Origin of the sequence: Acidianus infernus (assembly GCF_009729545.1) — an archaeon.
GTDB classification, from domain to species: Archaea; Thermoproteota; Thermoprotei_A; order Sulfolobales; family Sulfolobaceae; genus Acidianus; species Acidianus infernus.
The window spans coordinates 1,673,445-1,692,443 of record NZ_WFIY01000004.1 but is presented as its reverse complement, the minus strand read 5'-3'; the positions used below and the strand labels follow the sequence as shown (position 1 = coordinate 1,692,443).

At 34.7% G+C, this 18,999-nt stretch carries 20 protein-coding genes and 1 tRNA gene; 7 read left to right on the top strand and 14 right to left on the bottom strand.

What is annotated here, in order from left to right; all coding sequences use genetic code 11:
- Positions 1 to 175 precede the first annotated feature (175 nt).
- Positions 176 to 1,810 carry an ABC transporter permease subunit gene (locus D1867_RS09790; RefSeq protein ID WP_155863967.1) on the bottom strand — a complete coding sequence of 545 codons (1,635 nt, stop codon included), beginning with the start codon at positions 1,808 to 1,810 and terminating at the stop codon, positions 176 to 178.
- Positions 1,803 to 2,519 carry an ABC transporter ATP-binding protein gene (locus D1867_RS09785; protein ID WP_338078128.1) on the bottom strand — a complete coding sequence of 239 codons (717 nt, stop codon included), beginning with the start codon at positions 2,517 to 2,519 and terminating at the stop codon, positions 1,803 to 1,805. The genes D1867_RS09790 and D1867_RS09785 overlap by 8 nt, the downstream gene beginning before the upstream one ends.
- Before the next feature lie 138 nt (positions 2,520 to 2,657).
- Here D1867_RS09785 and D1867_RS09780 point away from each other — a divergent pair, with 138 nt between their 5' ends.
- Positions 2,658 to 3,020 carry a thioesterase family protein gene (locus D1867_RS09780; RefSeq protein WP_155863965.1) on the top strand — a complete coding sequence of 121 codons (363 nt, stop codon included), beginning with the start codon at positions 2,658 to 2,660 and terminating at the stop codon, positions 3,018 to 3,020.
- Here the strand turns inward: D1867_RS09780 and D1867_RS09775 are convergent.
- From D1867_RS09775 to D1867_RS09740, 8 genes are all read right to left on the bottom strand, one after another.
- On the bottom strand, positions 3,001 to 4,977 hold the full coding sequence (locus tag D1867_RS09775) for a DEAD/DEAH box helicase (protein ID WP_338078032.1): 1,977 nt from the start codon (positions 4,975 to 4,977) through the stop codon (positions 3,001 to 3,003). The genes D1867_RS09780 and D1867_RS09775 overlap by 20 nt on opposite strands.
- 28 nt (positions 4,978 to 5,005) lie before the next feature.
- Complete coding sequence (locus tag D1867_RS09770) at positions 5,006 to 5,338, bottom strand: DsrE family protein (protein ID WP_155863964.1); 333 nt, start codon at positions 5,336 to 5,338, stop codon at positions 5,006 to 5,008.
- Between the two features lie 23 nt (positions 5,339 to 5,361).
- Positions 5,362 to 6,201: an ABC transporter ATP-binding protein gene (locus D1867_RS09765; protein ID WP_155863963.1), complete on the bottom strand. Its 840-nt coding sequence runs from the start codon at positions 6,199 to 6,201 to the stop codon at positions 5,362 to 5,364.
- The gene (locus tag D1867_RS09760; protein WP_155863962.1) at positions 6,198 to 7,037 is read right to left on the bottom strand and encodes an ATP-binding cassette domain-containing protein; all 840 of its coding nucleotides are present in this window, start codon (positions 7,035 to 7,037) and stop codon (positions 6,198 to 6,200) included. The genes D1867_RS09765 and D1867_RS09760 overlap by 4 nt, the downstream gene beginning before the upstream one ends.
- A 5-nt stretch (positions 7,038 to 7,042) precedes the next feature.
- On the bottom strand, positions 7,043 to 7,804 hold the full coding sequence (locus D1867_RS09755; RefSeq protein WP_155863961.1) for an ABC transporter permease family protein: 762 nt from the start codon (positions 7,802 to 7,804) through the stop codon (positions 7,043 to 7,045).
- A complete protein-coding gene (locus D1867_RS09750; RefSeq protein ID WP_155863960.1) occupies positions 7,801 to 9,036 on the bottom strand; it encodes an ABC transporter permease subunit in 1,236 nt (411 codons plus the stop codon). The genes D1867_RS09755 and D1867_RS09750 overlap by 4 nt, the downstream gene beginning before the upstream one ends.
- A 62-nt stretch (positions 9,037 to 9,098) precedes the next feature.
- A complete protein-coding gene (locus D1867_RS09745) occupies positions 9,099 to 11,483 on the bottom strand; it encodes a plasma-membrane proton-efflux P-type ATPase (RefSeq protein ID WP_155863959.1) in 2,385 nt (794 codons plus the stop codon).
- 62 nt (positions 11,484 to 11,545) lie between these two features.
- Entirely contained in the window at positions 11,546 to 12,445 is a 900-nt protein-coding gene (locus D1867_RS09740) for a tetratricopeptide repeat protein (protein ID WP_338078031.1), read from the bottom strand.
- 31 nt (positions 12,446 to 12,476) lie between these two features.
- On the opposite strand from D1867_RS09740, the gene dcd reads away from it, so the two are divergent.
- The 3 genes from dcd to D1867_RS09725 are packed head-to-tail and all read left to right on the top strand — an operon-like array spanning position 12,477 to position 14,488.
- Complete coding sequence (gene dcd / locus D1867_RS09735; RefSeq protein WP_155863958.1) at positions 12,477 to 12,959, top strand: dCTP deaminase; 483 nt, start codon at positions 12,477 to 12,479, stop codon at positions 12,957 to 12,959.
- A complete protein-coding gene (locus D1867_RS09730; protein WP_155863957.1) occupies positions 12,956 to 13,519 on the top strand; it encodes a hypothetical protein in 564 nt (187 codons plus the stop codon). Before dcd ends, D1867_RS09730 begins: the two co-directional genes overlap by 4 nt.
- Positions 13,520 to 13,555: 36 nt before the next feature.
- Positions 13,556 to 14,488: an alpha/beta hydrolase-fold protein gene (locus D1867_RS09725; protein ID WP_155863956.1), complete on the top strand. Its 933-nt coding sequence runs from the start codon at positions 13,556 to 13,558 to the stop codon at positions 14,486 to 14,488.
- On the opposite strand, the gene D1867_RS09720 is transcribed toward D1867_RS09725, so the two are convergent.
- The 3 genes from D1867_RS09720 to D1867_RS09710 all read right to left on the bottom strand — a co-directional run bounded on the left by D1867_RS09720 (position 14,475) and on the right by D1867_RS09710 (position 15,508).
- Positions 14,475 to 14,873, bottom strand: a complete 399-nt coding sequence (locus tag D1867_RS09720) for a hypothetical protein (protein ID WP_155863955.1) — start codon at positions 14,871 to 14,873, stop codon at positions 14,475 to 14,477. The two genes, D1867_RS09725 and D1867_RS09720, sit on opposite strands and share 14 nt — an antisense overlap.
- Positions 14,874 to 14,918: 45 nt before the next feature.
- Positions 14,919 to 15,077: a hypothetical protein gene (locus D1867_RS09715; RefSeq protein ID WP_155863954.1), complete on the bottom strand. Its 159-nt coding sequence runs from the start codon at positions 15,075 to 15,077 to the stop codon at positions 14,919 to 14,921.
- A gap of 346 nt (positions 15,078 to 15,423) precedes the next feature.
- Positions 15,424 to 15,508, bottom strand: a tRNA-Leu gene (locus tag D1867_RS09710).
- Positions 15,509 to 15,640: 132 nt separating this feature from the next.
- Between D1867_RS09710 and prf1 the strand changes: the two genes are divergently transcribed.
- On the top strand, positions 15,641 to 16,705 hold the full coding sequence (gene prf1, locus D1867_RS09705) for a peptide chain release factor aRF-1 (RefSeq protein ID WP_155863953.1): 1,065 nt from the start codon (positions 15,641 to 15,643) through the stop codon (positions 16,703 to 16,705).
- Between the two features lie 50 nt (positions 16,706 to 16,755).
- Here the strand turns inward: prf1 and D1867_RS09700 are convergent, their stop codons facing one another.
- Entirely contained in the window at positions 16,756 to 17,376 is a 621-nt protein-coding gene (locus D1867_RS09700; protein ID WP_155863952.1) for a phosphoribosyltransferase, read from the bottom strand.
- A gap of 82 nt (positions 17,377 to 17,458) precedes the next feature.
- On the opposite strand from D1867_RS09700, the gene D1867_RS09695 reads away from it, so the two are divergent.
- Both D1867_RS09695 and D1867_RS09690 read left to right on the top strand, forming a co-directional pair.
- A complete protein-coding gene (locus D1867_RS09695; RefSeq protein ID WP_155863951.1) occupies positions 17,459 to 18,268 on the top strand; it encodes an S-methyl-5'-thioadenosine phosphorylase in 810 nt (269 codons plus the stop codon).
- Positions 18,238 to 18,996 (top strand): hypothetical protein, encoded by a 759-nt coding sequence (locus tag D1867_RS09690; protein ID WP_155863950.1) that lies wholly within the window; start codon positions 18,238 to 18,240, stop codon positions 18,994 to 18,996. Before D1867_RS09695 ends, D1867_RS09690 begins: the two co-directional genes overlap by 31 nt.
- Positions 18,997 to 18,999: the final 3 nt, after the last annotated feature.

Genomic DNA, 18,999 nt, shown 5'->3' with positions numbered 1-18,999 from the left:
ATACGGGTTTAAAAGGTTTTTATTTTAGAAAAATAAACGACTATCTAATATAAAATATAATGATAAATAAGGAGTATAAAGTTGATTTTATTAAGAAATATAAGAAAAAAGAGAAAGATAAAAAATTCAGAGTTCGCGCGTATCTTCACCAATCTGTTCCCGGATTCCACATCATCTATGCAGCATATATTCCTTCTTCTGCTACATATTTCTTTCTAGCTAAATCCATCATTTTTCTCGTGAATAGTACTGAGTATATTACTACTATAATAGCAAATATTAAAGAAAGCCACCCAACTAATGCAAGATTTCCTTGATTATCAGCTATAGCTAACGCCTTCATTAATCCTGTTCTTACTTCAAGAGTATGCGATTGGTAAATATCTGGCCAATATTCGCCTATTGCTAACCCTCCCCAGGCACTATTTATTGTACTACTCATTCCAGATATTATATAAGGAAATGTTGCAGGCAATATTATTTTCCTCATTTTAGTCCAGAATCCTAACTTAAGGTTGTCCATTAATTCCCAGTATTCTGATGGTAAATTCTTAACTCCTATCCAGAAACTGTAAAATACATAGTAAAAAGTGGAGATGAAACCTAAAAGTAGAACGTAAAACTCGTTAGTAAATGGGCCAAATATTGAACTTACGTAGGTATATGTAAATCCGTAAAGTAGAGGAAAGTAAGCTGGAGCAGGAAAAGCAGAGAAAGTTTGTATTATAGGTACAATTACTCTATCAGCATTTGTATGTCTGGCAAGGTAATATCCTACAAATACTGCAAAGATAAAAGACATTAAAGCAATCACCGCAACTCTTAGGTAATCGACTCCTAAGTCTGTTAAATCTTGAGGCAGAGTTGAAATTAAATAACTCCATGTTGATGGCTTAACAGAAATTATTACTGAATATGCACCATAGAGAATTATTATTAGAAGCAATATTCCTATTCCAGCTGAAATCATATTAATTGGAATTTTCCTCTTTTTAGCTTCTTCTTCCTCTTCCATAAGTCTATTTTGCCTTGTAAAGTAAGGTGGTTTAGTCAAATATTTTCCTAGCTTAGCAAAAACTCCTTTAGAATTACTTAATCTAGCAGAGTACCTTATCCTAAATCTTCCTCTCTTAAAAGATTTTAATGAAGCTTCAGTATCAAGTCCGTATTTTTTAACAGAATATTCTGCAAATTCTCTTAATAAAAGTGTTATTGTAGTAGTAAAAATTCCTAGAACTATTAATGCATAGATAGCATCAGTATAGTCGCCTTCTGCAGTATATTGAGCTATTAAACTACCAATACCGGGAACCTCATAACACTTAGTACCTATGCTGAAAACTTCACTTACCGTAATGTAAAATAACGCATCAGCAAAGCTAGGAATTAAATTTGCAGCAATTCTAGGCATGGAGAAAGGAATATAAAGTCGAAGCATTTTCCCTACGAAACCGAATCTATAATTCCTTATTACTTCCTCCATTTCTGACGGGACCGTCTTAAAGGCTTGATATATCCCCATCCAAATATTCCAAACAACTGCCGTAAAAACTAAAAACAGCACAGCTAGCTCTATTCCTAAACTACCACCTATACTAAAAACGAAGAAAATTAAGACTACGGGGAAGAAGGAAATTACTGGTACAGACTCGAAAATCTCTGATAAAGAGATATATATGTTTTCAAATGTTTTACTTTTTAAAGACGCATAAGCTAAAAGCCAGCCTGTTATTATTGCAAAAGCTATATCTATAAATACTCTACCTAAGGTTAGGAGAGTATCATATATAGCAAGCCAAATATCAAACATCTTCTTTACCCCTATCCTTCTGTTCTACGTTCTTCTCAACTGGGGTTAGGAGAGAATAAAGTTGATCTAGATATGCTTGAAACCTGTCATCTTTAGGCTTTCTGGGTCTATCTAATTCTATCTTAACTTCTCCTACGACGCTAGCTGGTCTTCCATTTAATACGTAAACTCTGTCGGCTAATTCTACTACCTCATTTAAGTTATGTGAAACTAGAACTGCTGACCTTAAAGAAGTATCCTCATTGAATAATATAGAGTAAATCTCTCTCCTAAGACCTTCCGCTGTTAATTCGTCTAAGTGAGCAAAGGGCTCATCCATTAATAAAACCACTGGATCTGCAGCTAAAGCCCTTGCTATTGCAATCCTTTGTCTCATACCACCGCTCATTTGCTTAGGATAGAAATCCTCAAAGCCCGATAAACCTACAAGCTCTAACATCTTTCTCGCTATTTCATCTTCTTTTTCCTTAGGCAATTTCTTATACTTTAACCCTATTTTAACGTTCTCTAATGCGGTAAACCAAGGGAATGTCACAATTGATTGGTGGATCAAAGCTATCTTCGGAGTAGGTTGAGTTATTTTCTTTCCTAATAATCTAACTTCTCCATGATCAGGTTTAACAAACCCTCCAAGGATTCTCAATAAGGTTGATTTTCCTATACCGGAAGGTCCTATAATTGCTATTAGTTCGTTTTCGTAAGTTTCAATGTTAACATGGTCAAAGACTTTATAACCGTTTGGATAAGTATAACCTAAGTCTATTCCCTCTAAGATTCTTCCAACTGTATTCCCTCCAGACTGAAATAAACGCAAATTCTTATAAGCTTTTCCTTAATTATTTTCCTTATGGAATTTTTGGAGAAAAAATTCACAGTAAAACCTGAGCATTCTGCAGTAAAGGTATCTAGCGGTGCAGTTGATGTGCTATCTACGCCTTGCTTAATAGCCTTTATGGAAGATGCTTCCTTTACTTTACTTCAAGAAAAACTAGGTAAAGGATTAACAAGCGTTGGGTATCACGTTGATGTAAAACACCTTGCTCCTGCACCTATAGGTGCAGAAATATTAGTTAGATCTACAATACTAAAAGAAGAAGGTAAAAGAGTTACTTTCAAAGTCGAGGCATTTTACAAGGATAAAAAGATAGCCGAAGGAATTCACGAGAGAGTAATAGTAAACGAGGAGGAATTCATGAAAAAGGTTGAATGAAATATACTACCTTTTCATTTCCATCTTTTTCTTTCCTAATTCTTTTCTCTACTATACCTAGGGAAATCAGCTTTTCTAGGATTTCTTTATCTATCTTCTTTCCTTCAAACTCTTTTCCGTAATATTTAGTAACTACTCTAGCCATTTCGTAAACATCTAGATCTTTACTGTACACTTCTCTGCATACTCCTGCAGGATCGTAACCCCTTTCCTTGATCAGTACTTTTAAGGGTGGAGTAAATATTTTTATGCAAAGATCCTTCTCGTCCTTTATTTTCTTATCCACTAACAGCTTCATTACAGTGCCTCTGTCTAAGCCCAACTTTGCTAACCTTACTCCCTCAAAAGGAACCCCGTACTTTATTTGATAGTATAACCTTAATGCTTCCTTAGCCTCATCGTTTTTACCTAAAGCTTTCAGTACTCTATATAGGGCAAATGAAATCCACCTAGCATTGCTTATTACTTCATTTATATCCTTTGCCGATAAATTCTTACATAGAGAAGAGAAGTCCTCACCATTACTCCACCTCTTTAATAATTCTCTTCCGCATTTACAACCCCTTAGTTCTTGCGCAACCGCGTTTGAGGAGACAACTGTGGTTAAAAGATCGGAAGAAATTATTTGAAAACCCTTTAAAAGCGAGATATCAATATAGCTCAAGGAAACCGCTTTACCCAAAGGCGTTAAAAATATTCCTCCTCCATCCTCTTCAATTAAATTAACCTCCCTTAATGTGTTTAAACTCTTCAAGAATTCTTCTTCAGTTATTTTATTATACTTTAAACTGCACTTTAAAATCGATTGGAGGTCTTCCTTACTATAACCTTCCCTCCATGATATTACGCCTAATGACAAATCATCAAGCGTGTAAGTATTCTTTTCCTCTTCATAAGTTGAGGAAAAATATTTCCTTCTAAACTCTTCAGCTTTCCTCATAGACGTTGAAATAATTATACTCATTCCCTCCTTGTCAAAGCTCGGCCTTCCAGCCCTTCCTGCCATCTGCTTGAATTCCATTAAGCTCAGATCTCTCCAACCCTTTAGATTACCTTTTTCGTCTGATTCCGGCAATACAGTATCATAGAAAATTGTAGCATAAACTGGCAAATTAACACCTTGGCCTAATGCCGTGGTTGAAACTACTACGTTAATTTCTCCTTTCTTTAACATATCAACTATTTGTCTTCTTTCCTCTAAAGGAACTCCACTATGGTAATGTGAAGCGTTAAAGCCGAATTTTCTTAAAGTCTCAGAAAGGCTTTCTGCTGATTTCCTACTTCTTACGAAAACTAGTGCGTTCTTACCTTGTTTTATAATGTACCTCAATGTTGGAATGAGGATTTCTAACTTTTCACTTCTTATTCCGTTTAAAGGCTCTAAAGGTATTGTAAAATCGTTATCATAGCACCTAATTACGTAAGGATATGCTACGCACTCGTGAAGAGGGACTGTCCTTTTATTATATTCTATCACCTCCGCCTTTAGCCAATTAGCGTAGTTTTTAACGCTAGGTAATGTAGCACTTAAGCCTATAATTTGTACACCGTTTTTCTTAGCCCATAATACTATATTTTCTATCGCTAGCCCTCTATTGCTTTCTACGTTATGTATTTCGTCTATGACTATTACTTCAACTTTCCTTAACCAAGCGTATCTATGCCTTATTGAACTATCAAACTTTTCATAAGTTGAAAGTAGCGTTTTACTCTTAAAGTTCCTAAGGTCGTCTTCATAAACGTCCGAATCTACATATTTCGTATCCCTCTTATCTCTTATGTCCTCGTAAACTTCCCTCGATAAAGCTTTTAAAGGTGAAACATAAACGGAAATTCCTTTTGCCTTCAATAGAATTTCCTTTGCTAAGTAAGTTTTTCCAGATCCAGTAGGTGCAGAGATAAGGAAGTTCTTTCCTTCCTCATATTTCTCCTCGAATAATTTCTGTAACTCGTTCACTTCACTACGTATATTAAGTGGGAAAAAATTAAAGGCTTAGGTATATCCAGCCTTCAGCTTGTTTTCTTACAATCTCACCAACTCCTGCTTGAACTATTGAAATCCCTTTAATCAGAGATTCAACGTTAAGATTTAGAGCATTAATACTATTCATGCAACCCACAACGTTAATCCCGGAGGATAATAGCTTCTTTACATAATCTTCATTGGGATTTCCTTTAACTAGAGCCTTAATTGCGGACTGATGAAAAACTACCTCTATTTCCGCATCTCCTTTCAGATCATTATATAGATTTATTACGGATCTTATCGCTTGAGGAACTCTTTCCTCGTCCTTTATTTGCACTATAACTTTGTACATAGTTTAATGTTGTTAAAAATAGTTTAAACGTATTTTTCATAATACCAGCAGGACACCCTATTTCCTTTAACAATGAACATTGGGGGATCTTGTAATCTACACTTTATTGAAAGCGGTTTCTCTTTTTGCATTAGATCGCAGTAATCGTGAAATGGACACCCATGATCTGAAGGGCTGCCTATTTCTCTTACCGGGATTTTTTCCTTTTTATTTCCTATGGTTATTTTAGAATTTAGTAAGGTTAAAGAATATGGGTGAAGAAGTTCTTTACCATAACTTTCTTCTATAAGTTTACCTCCATAAATGACGTAAATTCTTTTACAAACTTCAAGATTTTTAGTTGAGCTAGAAAACAATAGCAGGTCTCCGTTGATTATGCTAACAATTTTTATTAAATTTTTTAAAGCTTTATACTTTAATTGTTCTTCCATTAATTCAAGAAAATCTTCTGCAATAACAAAGTAGGCTTTACCAATAAGTAGTGAGGACAAGTAGAGGTTAAATACTTCATATTCCGATAAATTTGAAATTTTATCATTCCTTATATTTAGAATGCTTAAGATACTTTCTGGGTTTACATTTCCTCCATAATTTTTTAACAAAACCTTAATGAAAGTTATAGAATCTATTTTAGGTTTTTCCAATTCTCTAGGTATAACTCTGATAAAATTTTTAGCTTGATTTTTATCAATTTCCTTATCTTTGTAAAATTTTATTTCCCCGACATATTTTGACTTTCCAAGCAATGAAGAAATTAAGGATTTCTTGTCTTCACCCCAATCACCTAAGACGCAAGTTACTCCATCAACTATTAAACTAATGCCCTTCAATTGATCAGTATATAAATTGTTTATAACTATCATTTTAACCACGAATAAAGCAGGCATTTTACGTAATTGTTGCCTACCTTTATTTCTTCTGGTTCTTTCTCCTTACATTTTAATGAAGAATATCTACAATTGTCACTATATGGACAACCTATTCCAAGATAGTTAATTGAAATTTCCCCTCTTAGCAAATCTAAGGTATAAGGATGATATACCTCGCTTACATTACTTCCTCTTTCAATTATTTTACCTTTATAGAGCACTACAAACTCGTCTGAAACTCTTGAAATTACCGCAGGATCGTTATCTAAAACTATGAATTTTGACGACAAAATACTTTCTAAGTCTATTATAGAGTTAATTACTACGGCTCTCCCATTATCGTTTATGCCAAATTCTATATCATCTATCAAAACATACTTAGGTTCTAGAAATGTTGCAAGTGCCAATGACACTTTCTTAGCCTCTAAAGGAGTTAGCTGATAAGAAAATTTTTCTAAAACTGAAGAATCTAAACCCAGAATTTTTATAAATTCTTTAGCAATATCTACTGCAAAATTATAATCCCCTATATCGTGAGACATTACTATTTCAGCAAAATGAGATGCAATATTGTAAATCGGATTAAACATTGAATAAGGATTGTAGAAAACCGCAGAAATTTCCTTCCATCTTATGCCATTAACGTTGTCCTCTTTTATTTCATTTCCATTAAGTAATATTTTTCCTTTTTTAGGTTTTTTCAACAATAAAGTATAAAATATTATTTCCTCCTTACCGCTATCCCTCTGACCCAATATTCCTAGGTTACTTTCTACTTTTAAAGAAAAATTGTTCAAAGTATCTCCATAAATGTTAATGTATTCTAACATGAAAATCACTTCAAATTATCTGAAATTAAATAAAGTAAAACAATAACTATTGCCCTAAACAATGCAGGCGGTAAATAAAGCCACCAATAAGGTAAATATCTCGATGCCACAGTTAATAGTGTAGTCAAAGTCGGGAATCTTGGATCACCAACACCTGCTATTACCCCCATAGCAGTATATGTTGAAATGCCGTCTATCATTGCAGGAATAATAAATTTCTTTGAGAGATTATATATCTCTTCCTTATTTGAAAAGAAAAGCAAAGAGAAAGGAGTTTTAGGTACAATTCTGCTTAAGGTAGAAGAAGAGGAAGTGAATAAGTATTCACTAACTTGCCTAGAGTAATTAGCCCAGCCCGTTAGACCTACTATTATCGCAGTAATAAAGAAATTAGCCTTTAATGAAGTCCCAGTAGGAATACCATAGATTAAGGCTATGGATAAGAGTAATAAGATTCTAGGTACCGTATTTATTGAATCGGAAATTCTTACCATGATAATTCTAATTTTACCACCCATTAGACCAGAAACCGATCCATATATTACTGCAATAAAAGTTTCGACTATTCCTACTACAACTCCGAAAATTAGAGTATTAATTATCGCTTCAGCATTCATATTAATCATGTTATCTCCATTAATATACGTTCCTAAAGGGTATGAGGGACAAGGGCAATGTAAAGGCTTCCCTTTAGGTAATTCATAAAAGGTAAAAAATAATGATAATGCGATTATTAAAGATAGTAAAATGACGTAAACCTTTATCATCTAGTCACCCTAGGATCTATTATTCCGTAAATTACATCAGCAATAAAATTAGAGAAAATAACGATGCTAGAGTAAATCATCAAAACTCCTTCTACTATTTTAAAATCATCGTAATCTACTCCTATTCTTATTAAATAACCTAGACCTGGCCATGCAAATATTGCCTCAACTAAAAATTCTGCTATTAACATTTCCACGAATGCTGCTGAAATGCTTGAAAGAGTTACTACTGTTAAATTACCTAGAATATGTCTAAATACTAAAACGTCCCTGCTTAAGCCTTTGGCGACGAATTCTTGCGGAACCTTGCTTACGCTTAGCAAGATCCTATTTGCAAAAATTCCTATAAATGGAAAGAACAATGAAACTAAAGGTAAAATAAGATAATATATTAGATGACCCCTAGGTGAGCCTATTGGTAAAACGTTTAAATATACATGGAATAAGTAAATTAATCCTATGGCTATAACCCAAGAAGCTAAAGCGTTACCAATATATTTCCATCTCCTGAGAAGAGAATTTATTAATGAAGAACCTAAAATTGCCTTCATAACTAAGAAAGGACTTAAATATACAGTTAAAGCAAAGGCTATTCCAGTCAACAAACTTGTGAAAGCTAAGGAAGTTAGAAGCAGAGAAGTTACAGAAATTCCGTAGTGTCTACTATAACCCATGCTAAACGTTATCAACTCTGATATAGACTTTGTTATACAAACACCATGTATAGCCTCTAGAATTATTACAACAGAAGAGACTATCGTCATAGAAATTACGAAGCTAGCTAGCCTCTTAATTACGTACTTATAAATTGATCCACCTACAGCGTAACCCTTAGATAATTCTCCTAAAGCTCTTTCTTGAATTAAAAGTATCATTCCCCTAAAACCCGTAGCCGTCCCTAAAAAGATTAAGAGTAAACCAATTGGAGATAAGTAAGCATAAGGTTGAATATATCCCTTAATCACGTAAACGTAAAAATAAGAAGAATTAAGTGATACGGAAGAAATGTTACTCAAGTTAACAGTTCTCGTTCCGTTTAATATAATATATGCGGAAGGCATTCCCTTATTTAATACGCTCCATAATTCTTCACGCCAATATTGTGGAGGATTGGCAACACTACCGTAACCGTAGCTTATCAACTCACATTGCTTTGTAATAGTTGAAACTGCAGAAATTATTATACCGGAAGAAAGAAGGATGATTGAAAATAGTAATATACCTATTTTCATTGAGTCGAAATTACATCTTCTTTTTTTAAAATTTTTGATAAAAATCGTCTATAGATTTTACCTTAAATTCCTACTGTCTTGAAGGATATGTTCTTTATGTGGTCGAAAATTACAGTAAATCCGAAGGAAATTCCTAATATCAGCAAAACGTACTGAAGAGGAATTGGATAAACTAGAATTCCTAATGCTGAAATTGTTGAAATAAAGATTATGTCGAAAATGCTACTTATCAGTAAGAAATTACTTGGCCTAGAAGACCACATACTTCTTCTTTCTCTAACCATATATACTGTAAATTGACCTGTAAATACTAACATATCAAATATGAAAGTGTGTATCTCGTCTATTGACATACGTAAATATAACGCCAACCATAAGGAGAAGAATGATTCTGCTACAATTAGGAAAGCTAGAATTAATGACGCCTTAACTATTTTTCCTGCGTCAAGCCTTTCAGGTTTTTGTGAATATCTTACGTTATCAGTTGCTATAGACATAGTAACGAAATCGTTGGCAAATAACAGTAGTATTACGTCAAAAGGAGTAGTAACGAAAAATCTAACAATAAAGAAGGAAATCGTTAGAAATAATACAACTTGTAAAGTTTTAATTATTTTATTTATAGTGTAAGTTAACATCCTTTGGTAAATTTTTCTACCAGTCTTTATAGCCTCAACTATATCAATTAATCCCTCATGAGTTAAAACCATACTTGCGGAAGCCTTTGCCACATCGGTAGCGTTTGCGACCGCTATTCCTACTTCAGCTTGTTTTAAAGCAGGCGCATCGTTTACTCCATCTCCTGTCATTCCAACATAATGTCCTCCTTCCTGCAGAGTCTTTACAATGAAATACTTATCTTCAGGAAAGACCTCTGCAAATACGTCACATTCCTCGACTTTTTTAATTCTTTCCTTTCCTTCAAGCTTCTTTATTTCATTAATATTACAAATAACGTCACCTATACCTACTTGCCTTGCAATTTCTCTTGCGATTAATTCGTTATCCCCAGTAACCATCTTAGGCTTAACGTTAAGTCGTTTAATTTCCTCTATAAATTCCCTACTATCTTTTCTAGGTCTGTCGTAAAGCGGTAAAATTCCGACAAGCTTAAGTTTACCTTCTTTATCTCCTATAGCTACAGATATTGTCCTATATCCTCTCTTTGAAAGATCCTCAAGAGTAGAATAATAACTCTTCAAGTCTGGAACCTCTGCCAATTCCGCAATTACTTGAGGAGCTCCTTTAACAACTCTGAACACATTATTTTCAGTTTTAACTAATGCCTCAGTCCTTTTAGTGGAAGGATCAAAGGGTTTAAACTCAAGCCTCTCGTAATTACCCGGTTCAATGTTATTTTCCCTTAAGCATGCAATTACTGCAGTATCTATAGGATCTTGACTTGCCTCATCAGAGGCCATGTAAGCATATTTAACAACTTCTTCTTTGGTAAAGCCTTCTGCGGGTATTGGATCCCCCACCCTCATTCTGTTTTCCGTTATAGTCCCAGTTTTATCGAGATTTAATACGTCCATTGAAGCAGCATCTTCAGAAGCTGTAAGCCTTGTTACTAGAATTCCTTTTCTTGCTAACTCTTGGCTACCTAAAGCCATGGCTATAGTAAAAGTTGCAGGTAAAGCTACAGGGACTGAAGCAATTAATACTATCAAAGAAAATGGAAGCACGTCAGACAATTTTACTCCAACAGCCAATGAAAATACGAATAGAGCGATAACTAGAGCAACGTCTACAATTATCAAGTATTTTACTATATTCATTATTAATTTCTCTAGGTGAGATTCGGCCCTTGCGGTCTGAACAAGCTCTGTAGTCTTACCAAAATAGGTTTTTGCTCCTGTTGCAATTACAATTCCAGATGCTTCTCCTCGTCTAATAATTGATCCAGAATAAACCACGTTGCCTTTTCCTTTTTCTACCGGAACAGATTCTCCAGTTAGAGCTGATTGGTCGACTAGTACTTCTCCTTCAAACAGTTTAATATCTGCAGGAACTATATCTCCTAACCTTATGTGCACTATATCTCCCGGTACTAAGAGTCTTGCAGGAACAACCTTCCATTGGCCGTCTCTTAGAACTCTGGCTTTTACGTTAAGCTTTTGCTTAAGTAGTTCCACCGCGTTTTCTGCCCTTCTTTCCTGGATAAAACTTACTATAGAATTAAACACAAGTAAAAAGAGAATTATATACATATCTAGATATTTTCCTAAGATATATGTAATAACAATAGTAACTTCGAGCATCCAAGGAACTGGTGCCCAGAATTTTTTGAGGAACTTTACGACGGGGCTTTCTTTCTTTTCCTTAACTTCATTGTAACCATATTTTTTAATCCTCTCCTCAGCTTCTTTTTCTGTTAAGCCTTTCAAAGAAGTGTTTAACTGTGTTAATGTTTCTTCTATGCTCATTTTTTCAAAGTTACTTGCCATACGATAAATTACTTCTAACCCTATTTAATCGTATCCTACATTAAGTCTAGAATTATCGAAATTTATAAACTTTCTATGTATCTTTCATAAAATAATACTGCTTTTCTAAGGTTTTCTAACTCATTCTCTCTCTTAGAAAGTTCAACATAAGACCTCGCTAAAAATAGGTAGTCATTATACTTTTCCGCAATTTTTATTGCCTCTTTTAGAAAATTAAGAATTCCCGTCCTTTTATATAATTCATAAAGTAAAGTTTGCCTTTCCCTACTTTCTCCGCTTTCCTCTAACCTTTGAATTGCCTCATAAAGCAATTCTGGCTTTTTAAGAGAAAGCTTATAGAGAACTTTAGCTTCACCGTTTACGTCGTTTAACTTCCTAAATATTTCCAGAGCTTCTTCTAGCTCCTTTTCGTCATCCGAAGAAAGTAAGGCCTCTGCTAACAACCTCTCGTTCTTAATACTTTTTGCTATTTCCACAGCCTTCTTATATAGAGATTTATCCTTAAGCCTTGAAAGTAAAATATAAGTTACTGCCAAATCCTCGTTTGGTATGTCAAAACTTTCTAAAATTTGTCTAGCTTCTTCTAAATGTCTTAAATCGCCCTTCTTTATGCACACTTGAGCCAAAAACCTCCTAGAATGAGCATAAACTGAAGTCCTAGGGGGTATTGATTTGAGAATTTCGTATGAAGAATCTAAATCACCTTTCCTGAAAAGCGCTAACGCCTTATTAAAAAGCAAAGTTGCCTTATCTTCTTCATCTCTAACTTTCTTTAGTGCTATATCCAACGCGTTGATAGCATCATCATATTTACCTTTCTCGATATAGACCAACGCTAGCAAATTTAACCCTTGAATGGATGAATCTCCTTTAATTAGTTCTTCAATTTTACTCAGAAGTTCCTTGTTTCCTGTCTTCTTATAATCATTGTAAAGCTTATATGCCTTTTCTATGTCTAACACGTTATTAATCTTTCTTACAGAGGTTTTATTTATGATCCTAAGTCATCAGTCAATTAAGGAGATAATTACTAAAGGAGTTATAGGAAACTATTCGGAGGAAAGTATAAGAGAAAATGGTTACGATTTAAGGATTTGCGGAGAAAAATACTACGAAGTAGAAGGTAATGCCGAATTACCAATCAAAAAGAGCGAAATAAAGGAAATCGAATTCAAAGAATTCGCATTTTTTTATCCCGGGAAAACTTACCTTTTTGAGACCTGCGAAGAATTTAACATGCCAAACGATTTGGCGGCGTTGATTACCTTAAGGAGCACTTTAGCTAGAAACGGATTTATTTTACCTCCTACAGTAATAGATGCAGGTTATAAAGGAAAGATAACTTTAGCCCTGTCCTCTTTTTACCATAACAGAATAGCAAAAGGAACTAGGACTGCACATATAATTTTCCTTAAGCTTGATAAACCAACTGAAAAATCTTATAATGGAAAATATCAAGGTGGAGTAGTAATATGAAAATAGAAGACGCTTACAAGGAATTCATACCTAGGCTCCAGCTAATCCTGGCAGTAATAGTAATAACAATTGTGGGTTATGTAATATCCATATTTGTTGACACAACTCCTTTTTCGCTTTTCTCAAATTTTATAGTTGGGTTAACACTATCATACAGCCTTGTAGCTTCACTCGCAGGGTATTTATATTCGCCAAGGTTTATTGACCAGATAGATAAAATAAGGGAGTACTTCCCGCAATCTACAGCTCTAGGAATAATTTTGGGCTTCTTTTTCCTCCTTTTTTCTTATCTTTCAACATATATAGGCTTCCTCACGTTTTTCCTAGATGGTTTAGCTTTAGCCTTTGATGTACTATTAACTCCTTTAATTTTTAGGGGTATTTCGTTTCCAAAACTTATGAAGGAAATAAAAGTCGGAATAAAAAGTGATTTTATTTCTTTCTTAATACTTTACGTCTTAGCTTTACTTTCATTATTTCCATTAATAGATATAATTGCAATACCTTTGAACGCTATTCTTTCATATCTATTATTAAAAGAGTTTTATCCTTTTATTTGAAGTTTACTTTATTAATTGCTTAAAAGAGTTGTCGTTATGAAATACGAGATAATAAAGATAGAAAGCCAAGAACTTAAGGATAATTATTTGAAAGACCCCTACGTGAGAGAAGTCTTAGTTTATACTCCAGACGAGATTGAAGAAGGACTTCCGTTATTCATTGAACTTGCTGGAATAAACTGGTCTCCTAATGTTAACAATAGGTTTCACCAAATAATGACTCGCCTACTGAAGAAAATAAAAGCTGTAGTTGTTAATCCAAACTTTAGGACAAAATATTATCTAAACCAATATATTAACTCACCCGCAGTAGGTAATTACGAAAATTTCATCATAAAGGAGCTAATACCGGAATTAAAGGAAAGGTATAAGGTAGGAAACGTAGCCTTATTTGGAAAATCTTCTGGAGGATTTGGAGCTTATACTCTAGCAGTAAGGCATCCGGACGTAGTTCAAGGATTTGCCGACCACTTCGGAGATAGTTGTTTCTATTATCTTTATGCTAACGACTTCGTTTACACAATTAAAGACTTAGAAGGAAAGAAACCTAAAGATTTACTTAAAGAACTAATGGCAAAGACTCCGAGCGAAGACGATATGAAAATCTTAAACGTTTTCGGGAGCTCAGCGTTCTATTCACCTAATTTAAACAGTGAAACCGGTTTTGATTTACCATTTGATGAAACCGGAGAAATAATTGATAAAGTCTGGAAAAAGTGGCTTTCTTTTGACCCAGTAAAAAACGTAGAGAATTACGTTGATTCTTTGAGGAAATTAAAGGCAATCTACCTAGACGTAGGGAAGTGTGATGAATATAATTTATTCATAGGCATGAGGTCTCTCCACAAGAAATTGCAAAAATTAGGAATCCAACACTACTATGAGGAGTTTAAAGGAGGGCACTTCGGAAACTCGAGCAGATATTGCACATCCTTACCTTACCTTTACGAAAGGCTTAAATTAAGCTAATTTCTTCTACGAAATTGCAAGCAAGCTCATTGCCTTGCTTACACATGTCAAGCAGGTCTTCCTCATGATTATCCTTTATTATATTTCTAAATATAGAATGAAGAAGGATTAAGTAGTTCTCTCTTAAAGGAATTTCAATTCTTCCAGAATAATAGGTTGATAAATAACAATTTATCTCGTCTTTCTTGGAGTTTAACTCTCCACACTGATAAATCATACTTGTTACAACTTGTGCAAGGAAGATTCTCTTACCTACGAATTTTTCCACATAACTCTCCATAATCCTCTTCTTAGTATCTTCTTCAAAAGGTAGGGAAGAGATTATACTGGACGCACAGTTCCAGTCTTTCTTACACTTATTATATATCTCCTCTTCTATCATCATTTAAAATTAGAACTTATTTTCTTGGTTTTTAACACTTTCCGCCAATTAAGTATTTTCCTTGCTTTTCTCTCTGTAAAACTCAATTAGAAACTCTATTACGGAATTTATTGTAACATCTCTTTTTCCTCCTTTCTTGTCTTGTAACTCGTTAGCTAACTTAAGTAGTTCTTCTTTCACGTCCTCTGATACCTTTAAGATTGCCATAAATGTGTTTCCACTTTCTAAAATAAAAACTCTTTAGCAATTGAGAAAAATATATCTTTAATTCGTAGTTAACTAGGACTCAATATGATAATATAAAGTCGCTACAAGTTATAACAACACTTCAAGTACAAGCCTACTTCCTCTCCGCCCTGGAAGTGTTCCCTTCCAAGTGGACTCATCGATTCGGTGGCCCAGAGAACCATTTAAGGGGACTTTCATGCTGTTTGCCTCTCACTCGAGCTGGGGAGGAGCGTCATTAACGTCTTGGGCTTTCCATCACCTTTCATCCCTTAACCTCCATTTGCTGTAATCGAAACATACTTAAAAATTGGGGTATCCCCCACAGTGCGGGGAGCGGGATTTGAACCCGCGAGGGCCTACGCCAGCGGAGCCTCAGTCCGCCCCCTTGGTCCTAGCTCGGGCATCCCCGCAATCTAAAATATCTTGTAAAAAACTAAAAACGTTTTCGATTGGCCATGCTATATAACTTTTTAAGGAAAGAACACAATTAGATATTCGATCAGGGATGAGTCTTTGACAAGTACGTTCTAAGTAAGCAGGAATTGAAAGTTTTATTAAAAGAATTAAAGAAATGGTCTGCGCCAGCTACAGTCTTACTTTCATTATATATTCCTCCAGGTAGACCTATAGCTGATGTGTTGAATAATCTGCGACAAGAGGCATCAATATCACAAAACATTAAGTTAAAGAGGACTAGAGATGCTGTAGAATCTGCAATAAGTGCAGCGATAGATAGGCTAACTTCAATTCCTAAAGTCCCAGATAATGGACTTGTTCTGTTCTGCGGAGAAAATTTCGAAACTGAGGAGTTTAAATGCTACATGTTCTCTCCACCAGAAAAGATCACGGTCTATTTCTATAGGACTGATAAGTTCTTCCACTTAGAATTTCTTGAAGACATGGTGGAGGAGAACGAAGTTTACGGATTGATTATAGTTGAGAGAGATACTGCAACTATAGGAATACTAAGAGGAACAAGGATAGAAGAACTAGAGGAAATTGAAGGTTATGTGCCGGGAAAGCATATGATGGGAGGACAGTCTCAGAGGAGAATTGATAGAATAATAGAAGAGCTTTACCACGACTTTCTCAAGGAAGTAGGAGAGAAGGTTAACAGTTACTTCTTACCCTACTTAGAGGAGAAGAAATTGAAAGGCATACTATTAGGAGGTCCAGGTTACGCTAAAAACGACTTTTACGAAGGGGATTACATGGAATATAGGCTGAAGAAGCTAGTACTTGAACCGCTTATTGATGTTGGAGATCAAGGAGAGGCAGGATTAAGGGAAATGGTTATGAAAGCTAAGGATTTACTGAGAAACCAGAAGTACGTTGAAGTTGAGAATTTACTGGATGAAATTAAATATCATTTGGCAAAAGACGACGGTCTAGTTGTTTACGGTAAGGAGGAAATAAAGAAGGCTATGGATATGGGAGCGTTAGAAGCACTTATAGTTCACGAGGATAACGAGGAGGATTCTCTGACTAAAGAGGCTGAAAAATTCGGCACAAAGGTTTACGTAATAAATGACGAAGTACCAGAGGCAGAATGGATTAAGAAGACTTTTGGAGGAAGTATAGGTAAGCTTAGATTTAGGATTGAGTGATTTTCCACGACCTTATTTTATAAAGAAATACAAGCCACGTACTTTCATCATTAAATTATTTTTCTTCTTTTCATTTCTTCCATAATTTTTTCTAGCGGTATTGGAGGATCTATATTATAACTCTCCTTGAAACCTTCCTTTAGTTTTGCAATATCAGTTGTTCCCATTTCATCCATTACTTTCTTTAATAGGTTAATTTCATCCTCCCAATAGTTCCAAGGATACATGAACCACGTCCAATCCGTTATTATATCAGCGTAAAAGTTTGGTACGTATTTCGAGCCTTTAATGTATTGAAGTGTAGCAGTCTTTATTTCTCCTGCGTTAAAGTTTTCTTTAACATGCTTTTCAGCTAAAATAAGACTATCTCCAGTGTCTGTTATGTCATCAATGATTAAGACTTTCCTGCCTTGCAAGTCTACTTTATACGGGTATTTTATTTTTGCCTCAGGAGTATGAGAGGCAGTCACTATCCAATGCTCCACTTTAAGAGAGAGAACGTCGTAAACTCCCATTGCGTCTGCAACTAGCCTTGCGGGGACTAATCCTCCCCTTGCTATTGCAATTATTACGTCAGGATTAAAATTTTCCTTTTTTAAAATATCTGCAAGTCTAAAAGATAGGTCAACTATTTCTTCCCATTTAACTACTTTCACGGGAATTTTTGGCAATATTCATTCCCATACCTTCTTTGCTTAATACTTAATCAAATTTTTGGTTTTGATTTATAAGGTAGTTATGTGAAAATTCTTTATGCTTGAATACGAAAAAGTACCGATCGCGATAATAGGTGGATCTGGTTTATACGATCCAAAAATTTTTTCTGAATCTAAAGAAATAAAAGTTTATACTCCTTATGGAGAAACTAGCGATTTAATAACTATTGGTACTGTAGAGGGTAAAAAAGTCGCATTCTTACCTAGGCACGGGAGGAGACATAGGATCCCTCCTCATAAAATTAATTATAGGGCAAATATATGGGCTTTACACGAGTTAGGGGTTAAATGGGTAATTTCAGTTTCTGCAGTAGGAAGCTTAAGAATGGATTATAAACCGGGAGATTTTGTTGTACCAGACCAATTTATAGATATGACTAAGAAGAGAGAATACACTTTCTTTGACGGCCCAGTAGTTGCACACGTATCAATGGCTGATCCTTTCTGTAACCATTTAAGGAAGATTATCATTTCTGCGGCTAAGGACCTAGGAATTACGACACACGAGAGTGGGACTTACATATGCATCGAAGGACCTAGGTTTTCTACAAGGGCAGAAAGTAGGGTATGGAAGGAAGTTTTTAAGGCTGATATAATAGGGATGACTTTAGTTCCTGAAGTAAACTTAGCTTGTGAAATGCAAATGTGTTATGCAACTATTGCAACTATAACTGACTACGATGTTTTCGCCGAGGTTCCCGTAACTGCAGAGGAAGTAACTAGGGTATTGAATGAAAATACTGAGAAATCTAGGAAGCTTTTATACGAAGTAATTAAGAGAATCCCAGATAAGCCAGATGAGAGAGAGTGTTCGTGTTGCAACTCATTAAAAACCGCATTAGTGTAAATAGTATAAGTATTCCTAAGGATTTTTCAGTAATAGCTTATGGTAAGGGAATGGAACTTCCCGCATATACATTAGAAAGGAGTATAATAAACCTTGAAGGAAAAATAGTAAAAACTGTGCCTATTCATGAACTTGCACTAGTAGAAGACGCTTACGCGGAACCGGGAAAAGTGATTTTCTTTATTAACGACCAGAACGAAAGTAGAGAAATACTTGATAATGCATGGGCGTTAAACCTTGAAGGTTATTTGTTTTCATGTAATGAGATTAAACCTAAGGGAAGAATTGAGGTAATGAGCTTTAAGGGAGAAATGTGTGAGGTTAATTTATCTCTTTCTATACTTTATAGTGAAGTATCGTCGATTAAAGGAGTGAGATCAAATAGGATTCTTAAAGAATTGGACTTTTCTGACATTGATGATTTTTTAGCTGAAAAAAGTAAGGAGATCGACCTTTCATTACCTCAAATTATTCTGTCTCCTATTCTTTTACCTTCGCGATATTTTGTAGAGAAAAATCTAAATAAAGATGTTAAAGATTATTATAGTATGAATTTCTTGAATGATGCTAATATTATTTATACTGGTGTTGATTCTATTCCTATGAGAAGAATTTCCTTTGAGTTAAGGAAGAAAGGAAAGAAAGTTAAGGAAATATTACTTGATGTTGAACCCCTTTTAGCACCTATTTATTTAAGTTTAATGACATATTATATGATGGAAGGCTGAGAA

What these genes read in the sequence shown, in the direction of transcription:
- D1867_RS09790 (WP_155863967.1), bottom strand. Translation starts at nt 1,810, where the DNA reads ATGTTTGATATTTGGCTTGCTATATATGATACTCTCCTAACCTTAGGT.
- D1867_RS09780 (WP_155863965.1), top strand. Translation starts at nt 2,658, where the DNA reads ATGGAATTTTTGGAGAAAAAATTCACAGTAAAACCTGAGCATTCTGCA.
- D1867_RS09770 (WP_155863964.1), bottom strand. Translation starts at nt 5,338, where the DNA reads ATGTACAAAGTTATAGTGCAAATAAAGGACGAGGAAAGAGTTCCTCAA.
- D1867_RS09765 (WP_155863963.1), bottom strand. Translation starts at nt 6,201, where the DNA reads ATGATAGTTATAAACAATTTATATACTGATCAATTGAAGGGCATTAGT.
- D1867_RS09760 (WP_155863962.1), bottom strand. Translation starts at nt 7,037, where the DNA reads ATGTTAGAATACATTAACATTTATGGAGATACTTTGAACAATTTTTCT.
- D1867_RS09755 (WP_155863961.1), bottom strand. Translation starts at nt 7,804, where the DNA reads ATGATAAAGGTTTACGTCATTTTACTATCTTTAATAATCGCATTATCA.
- D1867_RS09750 (WP_155863960.1), bottom strand. Translation starts at nt 9,036, where the DNA reads ATGAAAATAGGTATATTACTATTTTCAATCATCCTTCTTTCTTCCGGT.
- D1867_RS09745 (WP_155863959.1), bottom strand. Translation starts at nt 11,483, where the DNA reads ATGGCAAGTAACTTTGAAAAAATGAGCATAGAAGAAACATTAACACAG.
- dcd (WP_155863958.1), top strand. Translation starts at nt 12,477, where the DNA reads ATGATCCTAAGTCATCAGTCAATTAAGGAGATAATTACTAAAGGAGTT.
- D1867_RS09730 (WP_155863957.1), top strand. Translation starts at nt 12,956, where the DNA reads ATGAAAATAGAAGACGCTTACAAGGAATTCATACCTAGGCTCCAGCTA.
- D1867_RS09725 (WP_155863956.1), top strand. Translation starts at nt 13,556, where the DNA reads ATGAAATACGAGATAATAAAGATAGAAAGCCAAGAACTTAAGGATAAT.
- D1867_RS09720 (WP_155863955.1), bottom strand. Translation starts at nt 14,873, where the DNA reads ATGATGATAGAAGAGGAGATATATAATAAGTGTAAGAAAGACTGGAAC.
- D1867_RS09715 (WP_155863954.1), bottom strand. Translation starts at nt 15,077, where the DNA reads ATGGCAATCTTAAAGGTATCAGAGGACGTGAAAGAAGAACTACTTAAG.
- D1867_RS09695 (WP_155863951.1), top strand. Translation starts at nt 17,459, where the DNA reads ATGCTTGAATACGAAAAAGTACCGATCGCGATAATAGGTGGATCTGGT.